The sequence below is a fragment of the Neorhizobium huautlense genome (assembly GCF_030811685.1).
Taxonomy (GTDB): domain Bacteria; phylum Pseudomonadota; class Alphaproteobacteria; order Rhizobiales; family Rhizobiaceae; genus Neorhizobium; species Neorhizobium huautlense_A.
In genome coordinates, this window is the sequence record NZ_JAUSRF010000005.1 from 110,793 (window position 1) to 135,298 (window position 24,506).

Here is a 24,506-nt window from a genome sequence, read left to right on the forward strand (position 1 = left end):
TCGCCGCAAATCGCGTTCCATCATGCTTAAAATATCGGCGTGCACATAATGTGTGCATTGCGGTATCCTTTTGTCTTGAGCAGGGGCGGTTTGCGGAAATGCAGGAGCAGGGTGCAAGGGACAGTTTTTACCTCGAGGTCGATGCGCGGCATCGCCTTTATGTCGAGGAATACGGGAACCCGGCAGGCATTCCCGTTGTCATCCTGCATGGCGGGCCGGGTGCCGGCCTGTCGCGCAAGCAGATCGAAACCTTTGACCTGTCAGTCTTTCGCATCGTCATTTTCGATCAGCGCGGCGCCGGTCGCTCCACGCCCTCGGCCGATATCACCGACAACACCACCGACGCCCTGATAGGCGATATCGAGACGATCCGCGAAAAGCTCGGCATCGACCGCTGGCTGGTGACGGGCGGCTCCTGGGGCAGCTGCCTTGCGCTCGCCTATGGCCAGAAACATACCGAACGCTGCCTTGGTTTTCGCCTGCACGGCATTTTTCTGGCCGGCAAGGATGATATCGACTGGTGGTTCAACGGCATCCGTTCGATCTTCCCGGATCAATGGGAGGATTTTGCCGGCTTCATCCCGGAAGAAGAGCGCGAAAATCTTCTCGAAGCCTATTATCGCCGGCTGACCAGCGGCAATGCCCATGAAGAGGCGGCAGCGGCGCTCAGCCTGCGCGGTTTTTCCGCCCGTACACAGACCTTTCTGCCCGATCCCGGCCATGTCGCGGCGCTGCTGGAGCCGAAGGCGGCACTCGCGGTTGCCCGTCTCTTCACGCATTATTGTATGCACGGCGCCTTCCTCGAGCCCGGCCAGCTTTTGCGCGATATCGAGCGCATCAGCCATCTGCCATGCGAGATTGTGCAGGGGCGTTACGACACGGTGACGCCGATGGCCTCGGCATGGCGGCTGCACAAGGCATGGCCGGAAGCCGCCTTCGTCATCGTCACCGAGGCCAACCACCAGTCGACCAAGGGGCCATTGTTCGATGAGCTGAAGAACGCCACCGCACGGTTGCACAACAGATTGCTGGCCGCCGCGCCGGTCACGCATATGAAAGGTCTCGGCGCATGACAAAAGCTTTTGACGCGGCCGCGATCACGCCCTTTCTCGAAATCCGTTCGGTCAAATCGCCTGCCGTGTCGCCGGATGGCCAATGGCTCGCCTACCTGTCGGATGCCACGGGTTTTCACCAGCTCTGGATCAAGCCCCTTGCCGGTGGCGAAGCACGGCAGGTGACCGATCTGCCGGAACCGGTCGGCGCGTTCGCCTTCAACCCGAAAGGGCCGGAAGTTCTCTTCACCATGGATTGCGGCGGCGACGAGCGCCATCAACTCTGGCTGCTGCCCGATCTTGATGCCGCGCCCGTGCTGCTGACACAGGCACCCGCCGTCGTGCACATGTGGGGTGCATGGTCGCCGGATGGAAAGCGCATCGCCTATGTCTCCAATGCCCGCTCGCCTTACGACATGGATGTGCATGTCATGGAGATTGCCACGCGCGACGTTGCAACGCTGCATATCGGCCGCGGCATGCGCGAAGTGCTGGCCTTCTTCCCCGACGGAAAATCGCTGCTCGTGCGCGAGTCACTGCGCTCCGGCAATGATCAGGATCTCTATCGCCTCGACATCGAAACCGGGTCGCTTCTTCCCCTGATGCCGCATGAGGGCAGGGCGCGGTATCTCGCCGCCCGCCTGTTCAAGGATGGCAGCGGCGGGGTGACGGTGTGCGATCAGGACAGTGATTTTATGCTGATCCGCCCGTTTGGTGCGGAGGGCGGCAGCGCCGCGCCGGTGGTTGAGCTCCCCGGCCGCAATGCCGAAGCGCTGGCGCTGTCGCCCGATCAGACCCGTATCGCGTTTTTGATCAACGAGGACGGCTGGAGCCGCATCGCCACCGCCAACCGAGATGGCGGCGATATAAAGACGTTCGAAAACCAGCCGGTCGGCGTCATCACCTCGGTTGCCTTCACGCCGGATGGTCAGTCGCTGGTCTTTCCGCTCGAAAGCGCCTCGAAACCGTCGGGCATCTGGAAACTCGATTTTTCCGGCGGCCATTTCGAGCAGCTTGTTGCAGCTGATACGCACGGTTTCGATGCCGCCGGTTTTATCGAACCTGTCGTCGAATGGTTCGAAAGTTTTGACGGCCAGAAAATACCGGCCTGCGTCTACACGCCCGCATCCCCGCCACCGACAGATGGTTATCCGGCGCTGTTCATCATCCATGGCGGACCGGAAATGCAGTGGCGGCCGGATTTTCGCGCTGACGTGCAATTCCTGCTGAGCCAGGGCGTTATGGTGATCGCACCCAATGTGCGTGGCAGCACCGGTTATGGCCGAACCTTCCATCAGCTCGACGACCGAGAAAAGCGCATGGATTCCGTCGCCGATCTGCGCGCCATCCGTATCGCCATCGGTGGCCGTGACGACGTGAATGCCAACCGCATCGGCGTGTTCGGCCGCTCCTATGGCGGCTTCATGGTTCTCTCGGCGCTGACCGAAGATCCTGACCTCTGGTCAGTCGGCATCGATTTTTACGGCGTCGGCAACTTTCTCACGCATCTGATGGCAACCGGCCCCTGGGGGCGCCAGCAGCGCGTTGCCGAATATGGCGACCCGACAGTCATGCGCGAAAAGCTCGAGCGTTTCGCGCCGATCAACCGCATCGGCCGCATCAAGACGCCGCTTCTCATCGTCCACGCCAATCGCGATCCGCGCGTGCCGATGGGCCAAAGCGAGGATGTCTATTCCTGCCTGAGCGGCCTCGGACACGATTGCGAATATCTGCGCATCGACCACGAAGGCCACGGTTTTGCCCGGCTGGAAAACCGGCTGACCGTGTTTTCCACCTTCGCCCGCTTTCTTGAAAAACACCTTTGAACACACGTCTTATTGGAGAGAGAAGACATGCAGAACAGTGAGCCGATCTGGGATCTCGTCGACGAACACAGGAAAGAGTTCGAAGCTCTGAGTGACCGCGTCTGGGGCATGCCCGAGATCGCCTATACCGAATATGCCTCGGTTGCCGAACATGCTGCCATGCTGCGTGAACAGGGTTTTTCCGTCACGGAAAATGTCGCCGGCATTCCGACCGCCGTCATGGGCGAAGCAGGCGAGGGCGGGCCTATCATCGCCATCCTCGGCGAATATGACGCGCTGCCCGGCCTCAGCCAGGAAGCCGGCATTGCCGAGCCAAAGCCCATTCCGGGCACCGGCCACGGTCACGGCTGCGGCCACAATCTGCTCGGATCGGCCGCCATGCTGGCCGCAACCGCCATCAAGGACTGGTTGGAAAAGACCGGCAAACCCGGCCGCGTGCGATATTACGGCTGCCCGGCGGAAGAGGGCGGCGCGGCAAAATCCTTCATGGCCCGCGAAGGTGCATTCGATGGCGTCGATGCCGCGATCACCTGGCACCCGAGCGCTTTCACGGAAGTGGCCAAGGCGCAGTCGCTCGCCAACACCCGCATGGACTTCAAGTTCACCGGCCGCTCTTCGCACGCCGCCGCTGCCCCGCATCTCGGCCGTTCGGCGCTCGATGCCGTCGAGCTGATGAATGTCGGCGTCAATTATCTGCGCGAACACGTGCCGGATTCCAGCCGCATCCATTATGCCATGCTCGATTCCGGCGGCATCGCCCCGAACGTCGTGCAGGCCAAGTCCGCCGTGCGTTACGCCATCCGTTCGCGTGACCTGAAAGGCATGCTCGACCTCAACGAACGCGTCAAACAGGTGGCGCTGGGTGCCGCGATGATGACCGGCACCACGGTCGATATCTCCATCATGAGCGCGGTGTCCAACCTTCTCGGCAACCGCCCGCTGGAAGAGGCGATGCAGCGCAATCTCGAGCGTCTCGGCCCGGTGCCGTTCGATGCCGAGGACAAGGCGTTTGCCACAAAGATCCAGGCGACGCTGAGCGACGAGGATATCGACAACGCCTACCTGCGCACCGGCGTGCCGCGCCGCGAAGACACGCCGCTCTGCGATTTCATCGTCTCGCTCGACACGCACGGCGAACCGATGATCGGATCGACGGATGTGGGCGATGTCAGCTGGCTGATGCCGACCGTGCAGGCGCATGCCGCCACCATCGCCATCGGCACGCCGGGCCATTCCTGGCAGGTGACGGCGCAGGGCAAGACGCCGGCCGCCCACAAGGGCATGACCCATGCCGCCAAGATGATGGCCGGCACCGCGATCGATCTTCTCGAAGATGCTGACCTGCTGGCCGCCGCCAAGGCCGATCATCAGGCGCGCGTCGGCAAGACCGCCTATGTTTGCCCGATCCCGGCCGATGTGCAGCCGCCTTTGCAGCCGCGCCCGAAGGAGGCCGCCTGACACCAAATAACCGGGGGCGAAACACGGCCCCCGGCCCAAAATCAGCGTTCAAGATTCAAAACAAGGGGAACTGAAAGCATGATGACGAACCGTTTTTCCAAGCATAAGAAGGCAATCGCCACCGCTGCTGCCGCAGCGCTTCTCTCCTCCATCGCTCTGCCGGCTCAGGCGGCAACGCCGGCCTCGGCGCTGGTCATGGCCTGGAATATCGATGCCATCAGCACCTTTGATCCGGCCCAGGTCGGCGAAGTCGTCACCAACGAACTCTTGCAGAACACCTGCGATTCACTGGTGGATTTCGATCCGAAGAACGAATCCAAGGTTGTGCCGCTGCTTGCCAAAAGCTGGGATGTTTCCGAGGACCGCAAGCAAATCACCTTCCATCTCAACGAAGGCCTGAAATTCCCGAGCGGCGAAACCGCGACCGCCAAGGAACTCGCATGGTCGATGCAGCGCGTCGTCGCTCTCGGTTACGGCAATGCCGCAACGCTGACCGAATACGGTTTCAACAAGGACAATGTGAAGGATCGCATCGTCGCCAAGGATGACAACACGCTCGTCCTCACGCTCGACAATCCTTACCCGACCAATCTCATCCTTCAGGCGATCGGCGCCAACCGCGTCTCGGCGCTGCTGGATCAGGCGACGCTCACCAAGAACGAGGTGAACGGCGATTTCGGCAACAAGTATCTGGCCACCAACACCGCCTGCGTCGGGCCTTACAAGCTGGCGCAGTGGAATGCCGGCGAGTCCATCGTGCTGCAGGCCAATGAGGATTATTATGGCGAAGCGCCGAAATTGAAGCGCGTGCTGATCCGTCACGTCGCCGAGCCGGGCACCCAGCGTCTGCTGCTGCAGCAGGGCGACGTCGATATCGCCCGCGACCTGTCGCCGGACGATCTGGCCGATCTCGATGGCAAGCCGGGCCTGAAGGTGGAGCGGGTGCTGAAGCCGCAGCTGTTCTTCTGGACGTTCAACGCGCTTGATCCGGTCTTCAAGGACGAAAAGGTGCGCCTCGCGATGCGTTACCTGATCGATTATAATGGTCTTGGCCAGTCGGTGATGAAATATCTCGGCGTGCCGCGCGCAAGTTTTGCCCAGCTGGGTGCCACCGGCGCCCTCGATGCAGAAGAAGGCCAGCCCTTCAAGCTCGATATCGAAAAGGCCAAGGCGCTGTTGACCGAAGCCGGTTATGCCAACGGTTTCGAAGCCAATGTGCTGATCGGCACGCTGCCGCATTCCGCGCCGATCGCCCAGAGCATCCAGCAGAACGCCTCCAAGGTCGGCGTCAAGCTGAACCTCGAGCGCATGGCCAACGCCCAGCTGTTTGCCCGTATCCGCGGTCGTGAATTCCAGACCGGCATGCTCGCTTGGCAGACCGGCGTTCCGGATGCGCACGGCAATGCTTCGCGCCTCGTCTACAATCCGGACAACCGTCCGGAAGCCAAGCTGACGCAGATCCCGGCATGGCGCTCCGCGTACCAGAACGAGGAGTTCAATGCGCGCGTGAAGGAAGCGCTTCTTGAAGGCGATCCGGCAAAGCGCAACGAGATCTACTCGAAGCTGCAGAAGGACGTCATGGAAAAGGGGCCGATGGCGATCATGTTCCAGATGTATAACATCCTGGGCATGAGCGATAAGGTTCAGAATTGGACCTGGAACGGTTTCCGCGTTTATTACGATCTGGCTTCCAAGTAAGGCGGCCCGATCATGGCGGACCTCACCCATTCGGTTCCCCGCAGCGATGCGGGGAACAGGACGAAGCCCAATCCGGTTCTTGTCGTCTTGAGCATCCTCGGCAAAACCCTGTTGCCGGTCTTCGTCACCCTTTTCGGCCTTGCGGCCCTGACATTCTTCATCGGCAGAATGCTGCCGATCGACCCGGTTGCTTCCATTCTCGGCGATAATGCCACGCAGGAAGCATACGAAAAAATGTCGGCGGCGCTCGGCATGGACAAGCCGCTCTGGTATCAGTTCGGTGTCTACGTGAAGGGCATCTTGTCCTTCGATTTCGGCGATGCGCTGACGACCGGCAAGCCGGTCATCGACGATATCGCCCGCGTGTTTCCGGCAACGATCGAACTCGCCACCCTGTCGATCATCATCGGCACCGGTTTCGGCATTCCCGCCGGAGTGCTCTCTGCCATGTACCGCAATTCATGGCTCGACAACGCCATCCGCTTCACCGGCCTGATCGGTTATTCGGCGCCAAACTTCTGGCTGGGCCTGATGGGGCTGGTCCTCTTCTACGCCACGCTCGGCTGGATCGGCGGGCCAGGGCGCATCGATTTCATCTACGAATTCGATATCGAACCGATCACCGGTTTCTACCTGATCGACACTGCCATCGTCGGCAATTGGGAAGTTTTTCGCAATGTCTTCGGCCACATCATCCTGCCGGCCTCGATCCTCGGTTTCGGCGCGCTTGCCTATATCAGCCGCATGACCCGCTCCTTCATGATCGAGCAGCTGTCACAGGAATATATCGTCACGGCCCGCGTCAAAGGCCTGTCATGGGCGCGTACGGTCTGGATCCACGCGTTTCGAAATGTCGCCGTGCAGGTGATGACCGTGGTGGCGCTTTCCTATGCCTTCCTTCTCGAAGGCGCAGTGCTGACCGAAACGGTTTTTGCGTGGCCCGGCTTCGGCCGTTACCTCACCAACGCGCTTCTCGTCGGTGACATGAATGCCGTGGTCGGCTGCTCGCTCCTCGTCGGCGTCATTTTCGTCACGCTCAACCTGATCTGCGATCTTCTTTATCGCGTCTTCGACCCCAGAACCCGCTGAGGCCGCCATGACAGACAAAGCTATTACTTCTCCGGCCATACCAACCGCTCAACCGACGGCCGGCCTTGGCGCATGGCTGCGCGCGCCGGTGCCGACCTCGCCCTTCCACGCCCGCATGCAGCAGTTCTGGCTGCAATGGCGCCGATTGCGCGCCAACGGTTCGGCGCTGTTCGGGCTCTGCGTCATCGTTTTCCTGCTGATCGCGGCCACGTTTGCGCCGCTTCTCGCCACGCATGACATTTTTGAGCAGAACCTCGCCACCCGCCTGCTGGCTCCTTCGACTGAACACTGGCTCGGCACGGATGAACTTGGCCGCGACGTTTATAGCCGTCTTCTGTTCGGTGCCCGCATTACCCTCTATATCGCGCTGCTGACCACCGTTATCGTCGCGCCGATCGGCCTCATTGTCGGCACCACGGCCGGTTATCTCGGCGGCTGGGTCGATACGGTGCTGATGCGCATCGTCGATGTGTTTCTGGCCTTCCCGAACCTCATCCTCGCGCTCGCCTTTGTCGCAGCGCTCGGGCCGGGCATTGAAAACGCCATCATCGCCATTTCGCTGGCATCATGGCCGCCGATCGCGCGTCTTGCACGCGCCGAAACGCTCACCATCCGCAAGTCGGATTATATCGCAGCCGTGCGCCTGCAGGGCGCATCCAGCCTGCGCATCATCTTTGGCCATATCATGCCCATGTGCATTCCCTCCGTCGTGGTACGCGTCACGCTCAACATGGCGGCCATCATCCTCACCGCCGCCGGCCTCGGTTTCCTCGGCCTCGGCGCCCAGCCGCCAAGCCCGGAATGGGGCACGATGCTGTCTTCCGGCCGCGAATTCGTGATGACCAGCTGGTGGATCGCCGCCATTCCCGGCACAGCCATCCTGATCACCAGCCTTGCCTTCAACCTGTTGGGCGATGGCCTGCGCGACGTACTGGATCCCCGCCATGGATAAGCCGCTGGTTAAACCCCTGATTGACGTCAAGGATCTGACGATCCGCTTCGAGACCCCGCAGCGCACGTTCGATGCGGCGCGCGGTGTGTCCTTCACCATCGGCCGGGAAAAGGTCGGCATTGTCGGCGAAAGCGGCTCGGGCAAATCCCAGACCGGTCGCGCGCTGCTGAAACTGACGCCAAAGGTGGCGACCATCAGCGCCGGTCACATGCGGTTCAAGGATACCGACCTGCTCGCCGCCAGCGAAAGGGACATGCGAAAAATTCGCGGCAATCATATCTCGATGATCCTGCAGGACCCGAAATATTCGCTGAACCCGCTGATGCGCATCGGCCAGCAGATCGTGGAAGCTTACCGGCTGCATCACCGGTCCCCCAAGGCGGAGGCGCGGGAAAAGGCACTCGCCATGCTGGAATCGGTACAGATCCGCGATCCCGAACGCGTTTTCACCCTTTTCCCGCATGAAGTGTCGGGGGGCATGGGCCAGCGTATCATGATCGCCATGATGCTGATCCCCGAACCGGACCTGATCATCGCCGACGAACCGACTTCGGCGCTGGATGTCACCGTGCGCCGTCAGGTCCTGACCATTCTGGATGAACTGGTGACACGGCGCGGCACCGGCCTGATGTTCATCAGCCATGATCTCAATCTTGTCGCCGGTTTCTGCGATCGTGTTCTGGTCATGTATGCCGGCCGCATCATGGAAGACCTGCCGGCCAAGGAACTGCCCAAGGCGCAACATCCCTATACGCAGGCGCTGCTGCAGAGCCTGCCGCGTCTGGATGCCGAAACCGAAGAGCTGAAAGTGCCGGTGCGCGATCCGTCCTGGCTCGATGGCCCCGTCTACCGCAATGGAGTTCTGGCATGAAATCGCCCATGAAACCGACGAGACCGCTTATCGAGGCAATCGGCCTTTCCATCAGTTTCGGTCCGCTGCATGCCCGCAACCGCGTTGTCGATGACGTGTCCTTCCGCATCAACAAAGGCGAGGCTTACGGGCTGATCGGTGAATCCGGCTGCGGCAAGTCCACCATTCTGCGTGTCCTGTCCGGCCTCAACGGGGATTATGAAGGCGCGCTCACCCTTAACGATCGCGAACTGCCGAAAAAGCGCGACAAGGATTTTTTTCGCCGCGCACAGATGGTGTTTCAGGATCCTTATGGTTCGCTGCATCCGCGCAAGATCGTCGAGAAGGTGTTGTCCGAGCCGCTGAAAATCCACGGTTTCGACCGCCATTCCGAACGCATCGCCGAAACGCTGGATGCCGTCGGTCTTGGGGCGTCCTTCCGTTACCGTTATCCGCACGAACTGTCCGGTGGCCAGCGTCAGCGCGTGGCGATCGCCCGCGCCCTCATCATCGAGCCGGAAATCCTGCTGCTCGACGAACCGACTTCGGCGCTCGACGTTTCGGTTCAGGCGGAAATCCTCAACCTGCTGAAACGTCTGCGGGTGGAGCGAAATCTCACCTATCTGATGGTCAGCCACGATCTTGCAGTCATCGCCCATATCTGCGAACGCGCCGGCATGATGTTTAAGGGCCGTATCATCGAGGAGTTGACATCGCAGCAGATCCGCAAGTCCGAAGCCAGGGAAGATTACACGCGCGAATTTCTGCAGGCGAGCGTGGAGGCGGTCGAGCGCGGGCCGGAGGTGGCGGCATGAGCAGTTCGCAAGCCTCTGCCACGACACCACTCACCAATCCGGGTGCCGATTGGCAAGTGTACGAAAATCCCGCCGCCGCAGGTTTCAGCGAGACGAAACTGGAGGCGGTGCGCGCTGTCGCTGTATCGCAGGCCACCGACATGCTGCTCGTCATCCGCCACGGCAAGGTGGCGCTGTCGATCGGTGATGCGGAAAAAAAGTTTCTCTGCCACTCGATGCGCAAAAGCTTTCTGGCTGCACTGATCGGGTTCGAGGTCGAGGAAGGCCGCATCGATCTGTCGGCCACGCTGGAAGGCCTCGGCATCGACGATCGTGAAGGTCTGAGCGCGGTCGAAAAACAGGCGACGGTCTACGATCTCCTGACCGCACGTTCCGGTATCTATCACGCGGCGGGTTATGAGACGCCATGGATGCGTCGCATCAAGGAGAGACGCCATTCGCACGCGCCAGGCACTTTCTGGTGTTACAATAACTGGGATTTCAACGCGCTCGGCACGATCTTCGAGCAGTTGACCGGCGAGACCGTGCATCAATCCTTTGTCCGCCGCATCGCCACGCCGATCGGCATGCAGGATTTTGCGCTTGATGGCGACAAGCCGGATGGCTGGCACGAAAAGTTCGATATCAGCGATCACCGCGCCTATCCGTTCCGCATGTCCAGCCGCGATCTCGCCCGTTTCGGCCAGCTCTATCTGCAGGATGGTGTCTGGAACGGCATGCCTGTCCTGCCGCCGGGTTGGGCTCAGGAATGCGTTCTGCCCTATTCGCATGCCGGCACCCATGGCGGTTACGGTTACATGTGGTGGCTGGAGCGCGATGGCGTGTTCCTGCCCGGCGTCGTCACGCCGAAAGGCAGTTATGCCGCCATGGGGGCAGGCGGCCATTATTGCCTGGTCATGCCGGCGCTCGACATGGTCGTCATCCACCGCGTCGATACCGATGTGAAAGGCCGTGAGGTGTCGCGCTTCGGCGTTGGAAAACTGTTGCGACATCTTCTTTCCGCCCTCGACGACACGTCCTGACATCGTCGCTTCCCGATCCGCCTTCCAGCAAACGCGCCATCAGGTGCGACAGCAAACATGCGTCCGGAATTTTGAAAAAAGGTTTTGTCCCCATGACCGTCATCGAAACCATCGCCACCTGGTGCGCCGCACCGCCCGCCACCAGCGAGACCGCCCGCCGTCTGGCCCGCGAAGCGATCACCGATACGATCGCCTGCCTGTATGCCGGCCGCAACGACATGAGCACGCTGGCCGTTGCGCGCGCGCACGGATGGCAGCTGGCCGGTGAAGCCGCACTCGTCACCGGTGGCCGGCAATCGCCCTCGGTCGCGGCACTGGTCAATGGCACGGCGGCGCATGCGCTCGATTACGACGACAATTTTCGCCCCGGCATGAGCCATGCCTCGGCCGTGATCGTACCGGCGCTGCTGGCGGTGGCGGATCGCGTCAATGTCAGTGGCAAGGCTCTGGTCGATTCCTATCTCGTTGCCTTGCAGGCGCAGGCCTTTGTCGGCAGCGGCGTCGCCGGCTCGCATTACACCGCCGGCTGGCACGGCACCTCGACGGTCGGCAGCATCGGCACGGCGGCCGGCGTGGCAAAACTCATCGGTCTCGATGCCGCCGGCATTGCCCGCGCTCTGTCGCTGGGCGCCAGCATGGCATCCGGCACCAAGGGCCAGTTCGGCACGCCGGTCAAACCATTCCATGCCGGCATGGCGGCGCGCAATGCGGTCGAAGCGGCGCTGCTGGCGGCGGAAGGTCTGCGTGGCCGTCTCGATATTCTCGAAGGCGAACAGGGTTTTCTGGAAATGTTCGGCGGCGCAGACCCCAAAGGTTATGACCTCGCCGAAATCGCCGAGACGCGCGACCACACGGTGGAAACGGTCGGTGTCATGCCGAAACTGCATCCGTGCTGCGGCTCCACGCATCTGATCGTCGATGCGGTCCTCGACCTGATGAAGGAAACGCCGATCGATCCGGATGCGGTGGTTTCGGCGGAATGCCATGTCGGCATCGCCAATTATCGCAACCTCGCGTACCCAGAGCCGAAGGACGAGATGCAGGCGCGTTTCTCCATGCAGTATTGCCTGGGCCTGGCGCTGCGCAACAAGGCGCTGTCTCTTTCCGATTTCACGCCGGCCGCGGTTGCGCGTTTTGCCGCCGATCCGCTTCTCTCGAAAATTTCCATGACCCATTACAGCGCCGCCGAAGAGACCGAGGCGAAAACCTATCTGCCGCACAAGCTGAAGATCACGCTCGCCGATGGTTCCGTTCTGGAAACGCAACGCGCGGCAGCACGCGGCGGCGTCGCCGATCCATTTTCGGAAAGCGATTGCCGAACGAAATTTTTCGATTGTTTCGCAGGCGTCGCCGCCGTCGAAACGATCCATGCCCGCTTGCAGGCACTGGATGAACAGAGCGATCTTCGTTTCCTCGGTACATTGTTCGACAGGCAGTCCGTCACGGCCTGATTATCGTCACGGCCAGATCAGGGGAGGGCGACACGGTCAGACAACATGCCGACCTCTTCCGCCCGCCGCCAGAATCGCCCCGCACTTTTGCTGCGCGGGCGAAATGAGCGGTACAGCCTGATCTCCGGCACGATATCGAATTCCGGGTCTGCGGCCCGGACCAGCTGTCCGCTCTTCAATTCGCTGATGGCAAGGCTTTCCGGTATCCAGGCAAGGCCGTGGCCGGCCACCGCCATGGCCTTCAACGCGGCCGACATGGCGTTTTCGTAAACGGTATTCAGCCGGAAGGGCGCCTTTTCGAAAATCGCCTTGGGCAGCGCCTGCGCGAAAAACGAGCTGTCGCGATAGCTCAGATAATTCACCGGCGCGCCATCGAGCGTCAGCCGGTGCAGTGGTTCGCCATTGTTGTCCGGCGCCGAAATCGCGATCACCCGTTCGGAGCCGAGCGTCAGGCAGGGGTATTCGGAAAGATCGCGGATCGCCGGCACGCAGTCATGCGCGAAGGTCAGCAGAAAATCGCATTCGTTGCGAAACAGCTTTGAGACATTGCCGGAAAACGACGAGTAGGCTTCGGAAAAACGTGTGCGAAACGGCTCGCCATTCGCTTCGATCCTTTCCATCCAGACAGGAAAGAAAGTCAGGACCAGCGTGCTCATCGTCGCAAACGACAGGATCTCGTCGGTTGCTTCATGGCGCTGACGGGTTTCTTCGCGCAGGGCCACGATGGAATCCACCGCCTTGCGCGCCCGCGGCAAAAAGCTCTCGCCCGCCTCTGTCAGCCGAACCGGATAGGTGGAGCGATCGATCAGCGGCAGGCCGGCCCATTCCTCCAACTGGCGAATGCGGCGGCTGAGCGCCGATTGGGTGATGTTCCGATCATTCGCCGCAAGCGTGAAATTCATGAAATGCGAGAGGCTCAAAAAGTCTTCCAGCCATTTGAGCTCCATCGCCATGTCCCCGCTTTGTCCGGTCGGCCGCGCAAGGGCGGTGACCGATGTCGAGCAAAATCAACGCGGCTACCATGCGGCTTGGTGCCGGGCCTTGCAAGTGCGTGGCCATGCCTCCCGAAGGTTTGATCGCCGCCCATTGTGTACGGGCGGCGACGGCAAGACGGAATGCCTATTTTACGAACAATTGCCTCGGGAAATTGGTGAGTTTTTCATATCCGGTTTCGGTAATCGTGATCGTTTCAGACATGCCGAAACCACGCGCCAGAACATAGGTATGAAACGTCTGGCCCGGTTCGAAAACCCAGTCGCAACCCGGTGCCGCTTCCAGCGGTTCGCCGCCATTCGGCTGCAACAACAGGCCGACGGAATAAAACGTCTTGTTGGTATAGGTTTCGCGCAGACCGGCAGACAGTACGCCGTCGCGATAGATCGCATCGGGAATGACGGCCGCAACACCCGGTTTCACCGCGCGCATGGCTGCATCCTGAATGGCGATCAGCTGCTCGACAATTTTGTGATCATCATCCTGCACGGGGCCGACGCGGATCGGCCGCATGAACCGGGCGTGGTAATGCTTCACGTTCGGCGTCGTCTCGATCTGCACGATATCGCCGGCCTCGAGAATGCGGTCGGAATAACCGCCATGCAGGTGAAAGGCGCGTTCGCCGGACGACATGACGCCGGGACCGGGCAGGTCGCTGCCGGCGCGGATCATCGCGGCACACACTTCGGCGGCCATTTCCCGCTCGCTGACGCCGACGGCGGCGCTGTCGATCGCTGCCTGCATGCCCGCTTCTGCAGCGTTTGCGGCGCGGCGCTGATAGGCGATTTCCGCCGGCGACTTGATCAGCCGCATGCGCGGCGTCATCAGGCTTTCGTCCTGCCATATTATGCCGGGCAGTGCCGATTTCAGGTATTCATAACGGCCGGCGGACAGCGGCCATGCGGACAGTTCGATGCCGAGTCTGGCGGCTTTGCCGATCCGGCTGGCAATGGCGTTTGCCGCCACTTTCATGCGGTCGTCGCTGTCGCTCCACATTACCCGGTCGGAAAACACGCAGGTGCTGTCGAGATAATATTCCTCGACATCGCGGCAGAACAGCGTCGGTTCGCCTTCGGCCGGAATGATGGCGAATTGCAGCGTGCCATAGGCGCGGGTGAAATAGCCGGTCAGCCACGTCACGGTTTCCGGCAGAAAGGCGATCAGGCCATCCAGCTGCTTTTCGCGCAACGTCGTCTGGACACGGGCGAGACGCTCAAGGAATTCTGCACGTTCGAACCAGTAGGCGGTTTTTACCATTGTCATCTTTCCTTGAGGATCAGCCGTTCTGGACGAGTTCGGCAAAGCGTGTGAGCATCGTCTTGGCTTCCGCCGCCTCATGCGCCTGCGCCTTCAGGTCGTCGATATCGGCGCCGTCCTTTTCCATCCGCTCGCGGTTCTCTTCAAACCAGATCACGGCTTGCGACTTTGTCACTTCCGGGTGGCCCTGAATGCCCCAGATATCGGCTTGCCTGTAACGCCAGATCTGGTTCGGGCAGTCGTCTGAGGTGGCCAGCACCGTCATGTCAGGATGCTCTGCCTTCACCTCGTCATTGTGCCAGACGAACATGTGGACGTTGTCGACGAGATCGCGGGACAGTTTATCGGTGGCGGCAGCTTCCGTCAGCGGCAGGTCCTTGTAGCCGATCTCGCAAGAAGTGCGGCGAAACACCTGATCCTTGCCGCAGAGCGCAGAGGCGAGAATCTGGCTGCCGAAGCAGATGCCGAGCATCGGGATTTCCTTAGCCGCCGCCTCCTCAATCAGCGCGTGTTCGCGGTGGATGAAGGGCACATCCTCATAGGCGCCATGGGGGCTGCCGGAGAGAAAGATACCGTCATATCCCTCCAGCGAGGCCGGAAACTGGCCGTCATAAGCCCAGTAACGGTCCACTTTCAGGCCCCAGGCCTCGAACCGGTCGTCGAGCTTGGCAATCGACTGAAACTTGCGGCCATTGCCGAGATAAAGAAGGCGTCCCGCCATGTCGTTCCCCGTTTTTGATTTCTGAACACCATTGGTATACCGATGGTGTTCGTGGCGCAATCGCGAAATCCATGCTGCGGGCGGGCCATTGTGCGATAGTGCGAAAACAGCGAAAGGGCAGGCATGCGCATCGATCTCAATTCCGATCTCGGCGAAGGGTTTGGTCCGTGGGCAATGGGGGATGACGCCGCCATGCTCGATGTCGTCAGCACGGCCAATATCGCCTGCGGTTTTCATGCCGGCGATCCTGATATCATGCGGGGCACGGTGCGGCTGGCGAAAGAGAAGAGTGTCGCCGTCGGTGCGCATCCGGGGTATCGCGATCTCATCGGTTTTGGCCGCCGCCGTCTGCCGGGCATTTCCATCTCAGAAGTGGAAACGCTGGTGGCCTATCAGGTCGGTGCACTGGCGGCGGTCTCCGCATTGGAGGGCCATCCGATGACGCATGTCAAAACCCACGGCGCGCTCGGCAATGTCTGCGCTGATGATGATGCCATGGCGCTTGCCGTCGTGCGTGCCATCAAGGCGGTCGATCCAAAACTGGCCTTCATGGTCATGCCGGGCACAGCCACCGCGCGGGCCGCCGAAAACCTTGGCCTGACCGCCATCAACGAGATTTATGCAGACCGTACCTATGCCGACACGTTCAATCTAACGCCGCGCTCCGAACCCGGATCGGTCATCCATGATCCGAAAATGCTGGTCAAACGCGTGATGGCCATGGTGTCCGAAGGGCGCATTATTTCGACGTCCGGCAAAACCCTCTCCGTTCCGATCGATTCCGTCTGCGTGCATGGCGACACGCCGGGCGCGGTCGAGATGGCAAAGACCTTGAGGATGGGGCTGGAGAAGGCCGGCTGGACGATCGGGTCCGGGTTGCCGAAAGCCTGATTTTTATCCATGTCTCCTCCTGCTCCTCTTTCTGCTCTGCCGCCACGCCCCTTTTCCTCCGCCACGCCGGCTCTCCTTTCTCCGTCATTCCGGCCTTGTGCCGGAATCCGGCAGCGTCGCCTCTGCGACGCATCAGGCTCGCGACTTTCACCGAGAAGAAAAAGTTCTCTCACCGCGCAGACTCGCGGTAGCTGGATTCCTGGGACGAGCACAGGAATGACGCAGAGAAGAGGGCGTCACCGCTCATTACCCACCTGCAAAACCGGCGTAATCTGTCGCAAACAGAACATTAGGTGCGGACGATATACGGGTCGGATTCAACGAAATCAGTATCTTGACTCCGAGTTCATCCCCGCATTTCGAGCCCGTGCGATACTTCGCGTGTTCCATCGTGGATACACCGGGAGGCGTCCCGGCGAGTTGAGCCGGCGCAGGGTATGAGGGTGAGACGCAAAACCTCATGCACTGGGTTCGCGGAAACTGGTTCTCCTCCGGCGACACGGGGGAGGTGTTGCGGGCATCAAACCTCGCAATGCCTCTGAGGCCCGAAGGAAGCGCGCCGGGCGTGCCTGTGCGGCACACATGATCGCCAGTCGGTGGAAACACCGGGATGGCTTTCGCAGAGGAACCGAAGTCGCGGGCATAAACCGTCGAACGGGGCACTGAGAGGTGTCAATTACTAACTAAATTACGAGGCAGCTTTCAGTGCCCCGACCGCATGCCCCGCAAAACGCGGGTGTTTTTTGAAAATCTCAAGATCGCCAAGGGACGAATCTGCTTTTTCCGGAGCGGTCGGTTCGACAATGACAGCATCAGGTCCAGTATCGCTTGGCGCCCGGCTGGCAAACACTTTCGAGAACGGTGTCGAGACGCCGCTTTTCATCGATAAAAAGATCTTCGGCGGCGTCGGCGGAAATCGCCCTGAACCGAAATTGCTGTCCGCTCGGCAATTGCGCCAGGCGAGCGAGATCGACCGAGGCAACCGTCGCGATCTTCGGGTAACCACCCGTCGTCTGGCCATCCGCGGACAGCACGATCGGCTTGCCGGAGCCCGGCACCTGAATGGAGCCGACCACGGTCGCGTCCGAGATGATGTCATGGCCCTTGGCTGCCGTCAGTGACGGTCCGTCCAGCACCATCGCCATTCGGTCACGAGAGGTGGTCACCGTGAACGGTGCGCTGGTGAACGTCGTCCATGTCTCACGATCGAAATAATTATCCTGCGGACCCGGCACGACCCTGATCGCTCCCGGCCTGCGAAACCAGGGCAGACCCAGCGTCCGGAGTTCCAGAGCCGCCGTTGCACCGAGCGTCAGCATGTCGCCAGCTATCAGGTTTCGCCCATCGAGGCCGCCAAGTCCGGTGCGCAAATGTGTGGACCGGCTGCCCAGCACCGGTGCCGTGCTGATGCCGCCCGAGATGGCGAGATATCCCCAGACGGCGCCGCGCAGGGCGCCGATTTCCAGTTTTTGGCCCTTGAGCAGGATATGGCTCTCCCAAGGTGGCGCCGACTGCCCATCGATCTCGATCCGGCAGGCGCCGCCCGTCACCGCGATCACGACGTCCTCATCGGCTTCGATCACGCCACCGGCCAGCGCAAACTCGATGGTTGCGGCCTCGCGATCATTGCCGACAAGTGCATTGGCAATGGCGTGAGATGCGCGGTCGATCGCGCCGGACGTGGAAACGCCGAAGGCGCGAAAACCGTAACGTCCGCCGTCCTGAATGGTCATCAGCGGGCCGTGGCGCAGGATTTTCAGGGTGTTGCTCACGCGGCAATCTCCCGCACGATGATGTCGCCGCGTGCGACGCGACGATCCAGATCGTTTGCCTCGTCCTCGCTTATACGTCGAAAACGGATGCGGTCTCCGGCCTTGAGCAGGAATGGTAGGTCGCGCCTGACATCGAACAGTTTTGCCGGTGTACGCCCGATAAAACGCCAGCCGCTAGGGCCGGGCAGCGAACTGATGCTCGATTGCTGGCCGCCGATACCGATGGCGCCCGCCTCGATGCGCTGGCGGGGAACGGCAAGTCGTGGTGTGTGCAGGATTTCCGGCAATCCGCCGAGATAGGCAAAACCGGGAGAAAAACCGATCATGTAGACGCGGTATTCGGCCTCAAGATGCAGGCGGATAATGTCCTCGACTGAAAGGTCCTTCATCCGCGCCAGATCATCGAGATCGGCCGCATGTTCGCCGCCGTAGAGGATCGGGAATTCGAAAAGCCGCCCGCCCGTATCTGAAGAAGCCTGCAAGGCGGCGCGGTGCCCGAGTTCCGTCGCCATTGCCGCGCCCCGCACGACCTGCGGATCATAGATCACGGTGAGCGATCGATAGGTCGGAACCGTTTCCAGCATGCCGGCCGGCGGATTTGTCGAAAGACAGGTGTCGAGCGCCAGAACCTGCCGGTTCGAAACCTCGTCGATCGTGCTGGAAAACTCCACTGTAACGGCGCGGTCACCGGCGCGGATGATGCGTGGATAGTTGATGTCAGGCGGGTTGTGCATCGCCCAGCTTGTCCAGTTCGGCCAGCACTTTCGTTGCCACCTGCATGCCGGTCTTTTCCAGCGCTTCTTGGGTCGAGCCGCCGATATGCGGCGTCAGGATCAGGTTGGGGCAGGCGAGAAGCGGATGACCATCCTCGATCGGTTCATGATGCAGGACGTCCAGCCCGGCACCGGCGATGGTGCCGGCGTTGAGGGCATCCGCCAGCGCCCTTTCATCGATCAGCGGGCCGCGCGCCGTGTTGATCAGAAGACCTTGCGGACCGAGCATGGCAAGCCGGCGGGCGTCGATCGTCGGTGTCGCTTCGGGCACGCCGTGCAGGGAAAGAATGTCCGCCCATTCGCAGAGCTGGTCGATGTCCTGCATCGGCAGGATGCCTTCCCTGATCAGGTCCGTTTCCGGTGTGAAACGCGAGGAGGCCGCGACCTGCATGCCAAAAGCCAGCGCCAGCCGTGCGACCAGCTTCGAAATATTGCCGTATCCGATCAGTCCGAGCTTGCGACCGGAGATTTCGAATGTCGGGTGAGTGACGCGAAAATTGCCATTGCCGGTACGCGAGGCATGGTCGGCTGCAAGCAGCGCGCGGGAGCAGCCAAGGATGAGGGCGATCACCAGTTCGGCGACCGATTGTGCATTGGCGCCCGGCGTGTTGACCAGCGGAATGTTGCGCGCCAAAAGCGAGGGCTTGTGCACCTTGTCGGTGCCGGTGCCATGAACGCCGACCACCTTCAAGAACGGTGCCGCTGCAATCTCGTCAACGGAAAGCCCGTGATTGCGGGTGATGACCACTTCGGCTTCGGCCAGAAACGGCCGCAGCGTATCGAGCCGCGTATCCACTGCCGTGTGAACCTCAAGTCCCCGGCCTTCCAGAAGCCGCACCGCAGTTTCGGCAATCGGCTGGACGATCAGGCACTTTCGCGGCGAATGCTGCATTTCATCTCTCCAGTGGCGGATCGAGGCAGAGCGCGGAAAGCAGGCGGGCGGCCTCGGCAAAGTCTGCCATCTCCATCTGCTCGTCCGGATTGTGGCTTCCATTGGCGTTGCGAATGAAGATCATGCCGGTCGGAACACCGGCATCGGCAAACACCGCCGCGTCGTGACCGGCGCCACAGGCCATGGTCAGCGTGTCGATCCCGTGTTCACCGGCAAGTGCTTCGAAGGATTGAACGATAGCATCGTCCATTTTTGCCGGTTTGCTGTCGGTCAAACGTCCAAGCTCGAATGTCACCTGATGCGCGGTTTCGATGCGGGCAACGGTGTCGCGGACGATGCTCTGCATCGCCGTCAGCGTTTCCGGCTCCTGACTGCGGATGTCGAGTGCAAAGCTCAGTTTGCCGGCAACCTTGCTGAAGGCCGCTTCATTGGCGTCGGTGGAAAACTGGCCGAAGGTGATGACCAGATCCGCACCGGCTTCGGCGAGTGCGATCCACGCCTTGTCGAGTTCCGTCACCAGCGCTGCCGCTGCCCGCACCGCGTCGCTGCGATATTCCCGCGGCGTTGCCCCGGAATGTGCGTAGACCCCGATGCATTTCGCATCGCGATACCGGAAGGAGCCGCGAATTCCGGTGACAATGCCGAGCGGGATGTCACGTTCGATCAGCACCGGCCCCTGTTCGATATGCGGTTCGATGAACATGGCGATATCGGCCGGATCGAGATAGGATGTGCCGGTCTTGAGAAAGGCGGTGTCGCCACCCGCTGCATCGATGGCGGCACCGAGTGTTATCTGGTCCGAAGAGCGCGTCACCTGATCGAGTTCGCGCGCCGTCAGCCGGCCGAAGGCCGCGCGGCTGCCGATATAGGAGGCGCCGAACCATGTGCTTTCTTCGGCGCGGATCGCCATGATGGTGATGTCGCGCGGTGGGCGGATGTTGCTGCGGACGTAACCGGATACGACGGCAAGGCCCATGAGGACGCCGGCCGCGCCATCGAAATTGCCGCCCATGGGCACGGAATCCAGATGGGAGCCGATGAAGATGCCCGGTCCCTGATCGCGGCCTTTCAGCGTCATGTAGAGATTGCAGCCGGGATCGGTGCGGGTTTCAAGGCCGAGCTTACGGGCTTCGCGGCGCACCATGTCATGAGCGATCTGCTCGCCGAGGCCATAGGAAGTTCGTGTGATACCGCGAAGATTGCCGGTGCGGCGCTTCAGCTCTTCGAACAGTCTTTCAGCAAGCGCGATATCGACCGGTACGTGGTTCGATTGCTCTGTCGCCTGGCGTTGCGCTGCGTCTGAATGGGCAGTCATCAGCGGGCCAATCTTTTGATAATGCTGTCACGGACATGCGCAAGGTGCTGGCGCATCGCATCGGCGGCATCGTCTGCCCGGCCGTCGCGCAGGGCGGTCACGATGTCGAGGTGTTCCTGACAGGTTACCTCGAAGCGTTCGGGAATGCTTCTGAGGTCAAAAATCTGCGTCTGACGTCTAAGTGTGCGGATGATCTGCGCCAGTTGCGGATTGCCGGCGGCCTCGCCGATGCCGTCATGCAGGCGGTCGTCCACATCGCGAACCGATCCACGATCCGGCTTGCCATCGGGTGCTGTCGCGCTGTGCAGCAAATCCTTGAGGTCGGCCTCTAGCGCTCCCAGTATCTCCGGCGGCATGTGTCCGGCCGCGAGCCTCGCGGCCTCCGGTTCCAGCAACTGCCGGATCTGCAGCGCGTCCATGTAGTCCTCGATGCGCATCTGCTTGACCTGCAGACCGCTCCGCCCCTGCCGGATCAGCAGGCCTTCGCCCTCCAGCATCAAGAGCGCATCGCGGATCGGCGTGCGGGACATGTTCAGCGTTTCGGCCAGCCGCCGTTCTGTGATCATCATGCCCGGTTTCGCCTGTCCGGAAAGAACCAGATTGAGGATCTGTTCGTAAGCCTGAAGGGCAAGGCGCTTGTCGGTCTCGATCAGCATCGTCTCTGTCTCTTCCTCCCGCATTCCAGCGGCATCTCCGTGTGACGATTGGGTGCCACATCAACCTCGCATTGTCATCTCGCCAGCCTATCCGCGAAGGTCAAGTGCACAGTTTTTAAGCTTGCCGAAAATTTGTATTCCGATGGTTGACGACTGGTATACCATTCCGTACGTTGACGCAACAACAGGCTTTGAAGCCGATAAGAGGGAATGTGATTGTGAATTCGATTGTCGCGCCCAACCTGCCTTTTTCACGCGAAGAACACCTTCAGCGTCAGGCCGTCCTCAGGGCGGAACTGGCAGAGCGCGGCGTCGATGCCATGCTCGTGTTCGCGCAGGAAAGCATGTACTGGCTGACGGGGTATGACACGGGCGGTTTCGTTTATTACCAGTGCCTCGTGGTGCCGACGGATGGCCGCGCCCCGATCCTGCTAACCCGTCGCCCGGATCTGGTGCAGGCGCGCCAGACCAGTATCATCGAAGATATTCGCATCTGGTGGGATGCCGAGGATGCCAATCCGGCGGCCGACCTGAAGGTCATTCTCGAAGAGTTGGGCCTTGAAGGCGCGCGTATCGCGATCGAACTCAACACCCATGGCCTCACCGGCTGGAACCTCTATCGCACCCAGCAGACGATCGGTGACTGGTGCAGACTGGAGGACGACCGTCACCTGATCCGCTGGCTGCGCGTGGTCAAATCCCCGGCCGAAATCGAATACACTCGCAAGGCAGCGCGCATTCTCGATACATCGCTGGAAGCGGTCATTGCGGCGGCCCGTCCCGGCGCGCTCGATAGCGATCTGAAGGCCGTCTACCTGACCTCGATTCTCGGGCAGGGCGCCGACATGCCGCCCAATGCGCCTCTGTTCAACTCCGGCCCGCGCGCCGTTTATGGTCGCGGTGTTTCCGATCCGCGCCGGCTGGAGGCGCAGGACCAGATACTCGTCGAATATCCGGTCGCCTATCGCCGTTACAATGTGAAGACCGAGTGGACGGTCCTGTTCGGCAAGGTCTCCGACGCGCATCGCAAGATGTACGACGTCGGCATGGAGACGCTTCGAAAAATGACCGAGATCGCCCGTCCGGGCACGACGCTTGGCGAGATTTTCGATGTCTACGCAGATGGCCTCGACAAGGGCGGTTACAAGCGCGCGCGTTACGGCGCCACCGGTTATTCGGTCGGCTGCACCTTTGCGCCGACCAGCATGGATGTGCCGCCGATGATCTATTCGGGCAATCCGACCGAGTGCCGTCCGGGCATGACGCTTTTCTATCACGTGATGAATGGTGACGCCGATACCGGCCTTGCCATGGGTGTCGGCCACACGCTGCTGGTGACGGAAGGCGCACCGGAAGTGCTGACCGGCCTGCCGGAGGATCTCACTGTCATCACCTGATGGATTTCAAAGATAGCCGGCGCCATAAAACAAAAAGCACAAGGCGCCCGGTGGAATGTCAAAACCAAACGACAGAGGGCGAAATGACGACTTTTATGATTAGCCGCCGCACGGTGGTGATGGGCATGGCCGCAACGGCAATGCTTCCCGGTATCAGTCTGGCGCAATCCGCCACGCCCAAGCCGGGCGGCATACTGAAGATCAGCCACTCGACGCGCATCGCGACGCTGAATGTGCTGAACTGCTCTGGTCCTGCCGAATATCCGGTGGTCGACATGATCTATTCCGGCCTGACCCGCATGGGGCCGGACAATAAGCCGATGGCAGACCTCGCCGAACGCTGGGAAGCCAGCGCCGACGCAAAGACCTTCACCTATTTCCTGCGCAAGGGCATCACCTTTCATGACGGTTCACCCTGCACGGCGGATGATATTGTCGCCACCTTCCAGGCGATCCTGAACCCGGATGTGCCGGCTGCGGCCCGTGCGGTTCTCAACATGATCGACACGATCGAGGCCGTCGACGCGACTACCGTGCGCTTCAACCTGAAGACTCCGTTTGCCGACCTGCCGATCTCGACGGCGCATGCCAATGCCCGCATCCTGTCCAAGGCCGCACTCTCCGGCCCGCGTGAAAAGCTGGATACGACCGCAAATGGTACAGGTCCGTTCAAGCTCGAAACCTATGACAGCGCCCGCATGGTGCGCCTCGTCAAGAACGAGAACTATTACATCAAGGGCAAGCCGTATCTGGATGGTGTCGAGATGCACCTCTTCCCGGATCTCGCCGCCGAAAGCGCCAACTTCCTCAACGGCGCCATGGATGTCATGCTGACCGTGCAGCAGGCCGATTTCGAGCGCATCACGGCTGCCAACGGCATTACCGCCAAACGCATTCCGTCCGGCCGTTTCGTCAACGTCACCATGCGTCAGGACCAGAAGCCGTTTGATGACGTGCGGGTGCGTAAGGCGCTTGCCATGTCGGTTGATCGTGGATTGCTGGTCGATATCGTGCTCGAAGGCCTTGGCCGTCCGGCCTATGACAACCTCGTCTCGCCGGAATTCCAGTACGCCATCGAAGCGCCCGAGATCGCCTATGATCCTGAAGGCGCCAAGAAGCTGCTGGCCGAAGCCGGTTATCCGGATGGCATCAAGGTCACGCTGGTTGCCTCGAACCGTCCGGCCATCCGCGCCCAGGTGGCGGTGGCGCTCAAGGAAATGGCAAAACCGGCCGGCTTCGACATCGAGGTCGAGACCATGTCGCACGATACCTACCTCGCCAATGTCTGGATGAAGGGTAACTTCTACATGGGCTACTGGGGCATGCAGGCCACGGAAGACGCCACGTTCAAGCTGCTTCTGACCTCTGACGCTTCCTATGAGGACACTGCGTGGAAAAATGCCGAATTTGACAAACTGATCGCCGATGCCCGCTCAACGACGGATAGCGAAAAGCGCCGCGAACTTTATGCCAAGGCGCAGGAACTGCAGTTGAAGGACACGCCTTACATCGTGCCTATCTTCGAAGACATCCTGACGGCCAGCGGCAAGGGCGCGGAAGATTGGACGATCGCTCCGCTGTCCCGTTATTATTATGTCGAAAACGTCTGGCTGAATAAGGCCTGAT

The 24,506-nt window shown here is 61.0% G+C and carries 21 protein-coding genes; 13 read left to right on the forward strand and 8 right to left on the reverse strand.

The annotated features are described in order from the left end of the window. The first annotated feature begins 98 nt into the window (after nt 1–98). From pip to J2T09_RS09055, 10 genes are all read left to right on the forward strand, one after another. Nucleotides 99–1,073, forward strand: coding sequence for a prolyl aminopeptidase (gene pip, locus J2T09_RS09010; RefSeq protein ID WP_306833438.1), 975 nt, complete (start codon nt 99–101; stop codon nt 1,071–1,073). After that, nucleotides 1,070–2,878 (forward strand): S9 family peptidase, encoded by a 1,809-nt coding sequence (locus tag J2T09_RS09015; RefSeq protein WP_306833441.1) that lies wholly within the window; start codon nt 1,070–1,072, stop codon nt 2,876–2,878. The genes pip and J2T09_RS09015 overlap by 4 nt, the downstream gene beginning before the upstream one ends. A 27-nt stretch (nt 2,879–2,905) precedes the next feature. Further along, entirely contained in the window at nt 2,906–4,336 is a 1,431-nt protein-coding gene (locus tag J2T09_RS09020; RefSeq protein WP_306833443.1) for a M20 family metallopeptidase, read from the forward strand. 81 nt (nt 4,337–4,417) lie between these two features. Next, nucleotides 4,418–6,034, forward strand: a complete 1,617-nt coding sequence (locus J2T09_RS09025) for an ABC transporter substrate-binding protein (RefSeq protein WP_373458415.1) — start codon at nt 4,418–4,420, stop codon at nt 6,032–6,034. A 12-nt stretch (nt 6,035–6,046) separates the two neighbouring features. Next, nucleotides 6,047–7,123 (forward strand): ABC transporter permease, encoded by a 1,077-nt coding sequence (locus J2T09_RS09030; RefSeq protein ID WP_306833447.1) that lies wholly within the window; start codon nt 6,047–6,049, stop codon nt 7,121–7,123. A gap of 7 nt (nt 7,124–7,130) precedes the next feature. Further along, nucleotides 7,131–8,075: a nickel transporter permease gene (nikC, locus tag J2T09_RS09035; protein ID WP_306833449.1), complete on the forward strand. Its 945-nt coding sequence runs from the start codon at nt 7,131–7,133 to the stop codon at nt 8,073–8,075. Between the two features lie 4 nt (nt 8,076–8,079). Beyond that, entirely contained in the window at nt 8,080–8,946 is an 867-nt protein-coding gene (locus tag J2T09_RS09040) for an ABC transporter ATP-binding protein (RefSeq protein WP_306833886.1), read from the forward strand. Nucleotides 8,947–8,954: 8 nt separating this feature from the next. After that, on the forward strand, nt 8,955–9,740 hold the full coding sequence (locus J2T09_RS09045; protein WP_306833451.1) for an ABC transporter ATP-binding protein: 786 nt from the start codon (nt 8,955–8,957) through the stop codon (nt 9,738–9,740). Then, a complete protein-coding gene (locus J2T09_RS09050) occupies nt 9,737–10,762 on the forward strand; it encodes a serine hydrolase domain-containing protein (protein WP_306833453.1) in 1,026 nt (341 codons plus the stop codon). Before J2T09_RS09045 ends, J2T09_RS09050 begins: the two co-directional genes overlap by 4 nt. Nucleotides 10,763–10,854: 92 nt before the next feature. Continuing rightward, nucleotides 10,855–12,213 (forward strand): MmgE/PrpD family protein, encoded by a 1,359-nt coding sequence (locus tag J2T09_RS09055; RefSeq protein WP_306833455.1) that lies wholly within the window; start codon nt 10,855–10,857, stop codon nt 12,211–12,213. Nucleotides 12,214–12,230: 17 nt separating this feature from the next. On the opposite strand, the gene J2T09_RS09060 is transcribed toward J2T09_RS09055, so the two are convergent. The 3 genes from J2T09_RS09060 to J2T09_RS09070 all read right to left on the reverse strand — a co-directional run bounded on the left by J2T09_RS09060 (nt 12,231) and on the right by J2T09_RS09070 (nt 15,184). Beyond that, nucleotides 12,231–13,166 (reverse strand): LysR family transcriptional regulator, encoded by a 936-nt coding sequence (locus tag J2T09_RS09060; RefSeq protein ID WP_306833458.1) that lies wholly within the window; start codon nt 13,164–13,166, stop codon nt 12,231–12,233. A gap of 166 nt (nt 13,167–13,332) precedes the next feature. Continuing rightward, on the reverse strand, nt 13,333–14,463 hold the full coding sequence (locus tag J2T09_RS09065; RefSeq protein WP_306833460.1) for a M24 family metallopeptidase: 1,131 nt from the start codon (nt 14,461–14,463) through the stop codon (nt 13,333–13,335). A 19-nt stretch (nt 14,464–14,482) separates the two neighbouring features. After that, complete coding sequence (locus tag J2T09_RS09070; protein ID WP_306833462.1) at nt 14,483–15,184, reverse strand: type 1 glutamine amidotransferase; 702 nt, start codon at nt 15,182–15,184, stop codon at nt 14,483–14,485. 123 nt (nt 15,185–15,307) lie between these two features. Between J2T09_RS09070 and J2T09_RS09075 the strand changes: the two genes are divergently transcribed. Beyond that, entirely contained in the window at nt 15,308–16,075 is a 768-nt protein-coding gene (locus J2T09_RS09075; RefSeq protein ID WP_306833464.1) for a LamB/YcsF family protein, read from the forward strand. A gap of 812 nt (nt 16,076–16,887) precedes the next feature. Here J2T09_RS09075 and J2T09_RS09080 read toward each other — a convergent pair. Genes J2T09_RS09080 through J2T09_RS09100 form a run of 5 tightly spaced genes read right to left on the reverse strand, consistent with a single transcriptional unit; the run spans nt 16,888 to nt 21,507 of the window. Beyond that, on the reverse strand, nt 16,888–17,847 hold the full coding sequence (locus tag J2T09_RS09080) for a 5-oxoprolinase subunit C family protein (protein WP_306833467.1): 960 nt from the start codon (nt 17,845–17,847) through the stop codon (nt 16,888–16,890). Then, the gene (gene pxpB, locus J2T09_RS09085) at nt 17,844–18,581 is read right to left on the reverse strand and encodes a 5-oxoprolinase subunit PxpB (protein WP_306833469.1); all 738 of its coding nucleotides are present in this window, start codon (nt 18,579–18,581) and stop codon (nt 17,844–17,846) included. Before pxpB ends, J2T09_RS09080 begins: the two co-directional genes overlap by 4 nt. Continuing rightward, nucleotides 18,565–19,512, reverse strand: coding sequence for an NAD(P)-dependent oxidoreductase (locus tag J2T09_RS09090; RefSeq protein WP_306833471.1), 948 nt, complete (start codon nt 19,510–19,512; stop codon nt 18,565–18,567). The genes pxpB and J2T09_RS09090 overlap by 17 nt, the downstream gene beginning before the upstream one ends. Before the next feature lies 1 nt (nt 19,513). After that, nucleotides 19,514–20,827 carry a hydantoinase/carbamoylase family amidase gene (locus J2T09_RS09095; RefSeq protein ID WP_306833473.1) on the reverse strand — a complete coding sequence of 438 codons (1,314 nt, stop codon included), beginning with the start codon at nt 20,825–20,827 and terminating at the stop codon, nt 19,514–19,516. Beyond that, nucleotides 20,827–21,507, reverse strand: a complete 681-nt coding sequence (locus J2T09_RS09100) for a GntR family transcriptional regulator (RefSeq protein ID WP_306833475.1) — start codon at nt 21,505–21,507, stop codon at nt 20,827–20,829. The genes J2T09_RS09095 and J2T09_RS09100 overlap by 1 nt, the downstream gene beginning before the upstream one ends. Before the next feature lie 194 nt (nt 21,508–21,701). On the opposite strand from J2T09_RS09100, the gene J2T09_RS09105 reads away from it, so the two are divergent. Both J2T09_RS09105 and J2T09_RS09110 read left to right on the forward strand, forming a co-directional pair. Further along, nucleotides 21,702–22,880, forward strand: a complete 1,179-nt coding sequence (locus J2T09_RS09105) for a M24 family metallopeptidase (RefSeq protein WP_306833477.1) — start codon at nt 21,702–21,704, stop codon at nt 22,878–22,880. Nucleotides 22,881–22,963: 83 nt separating this feature from the next. Continuing rightward, nucleotides 22,964–24,505 (forward strand): ABC transporter substrate-binding protein, encoded by a 1,542-nt coding sequence (locus tag J2T09_RS09110; RefSeq protein WP_306833479.1) that lies wholly within the window; start codon nt 22,964–22,966, stop codon nt 24,503–24,505. Nucleotide 24,506 lies beyond the last annotated feature (1 nt).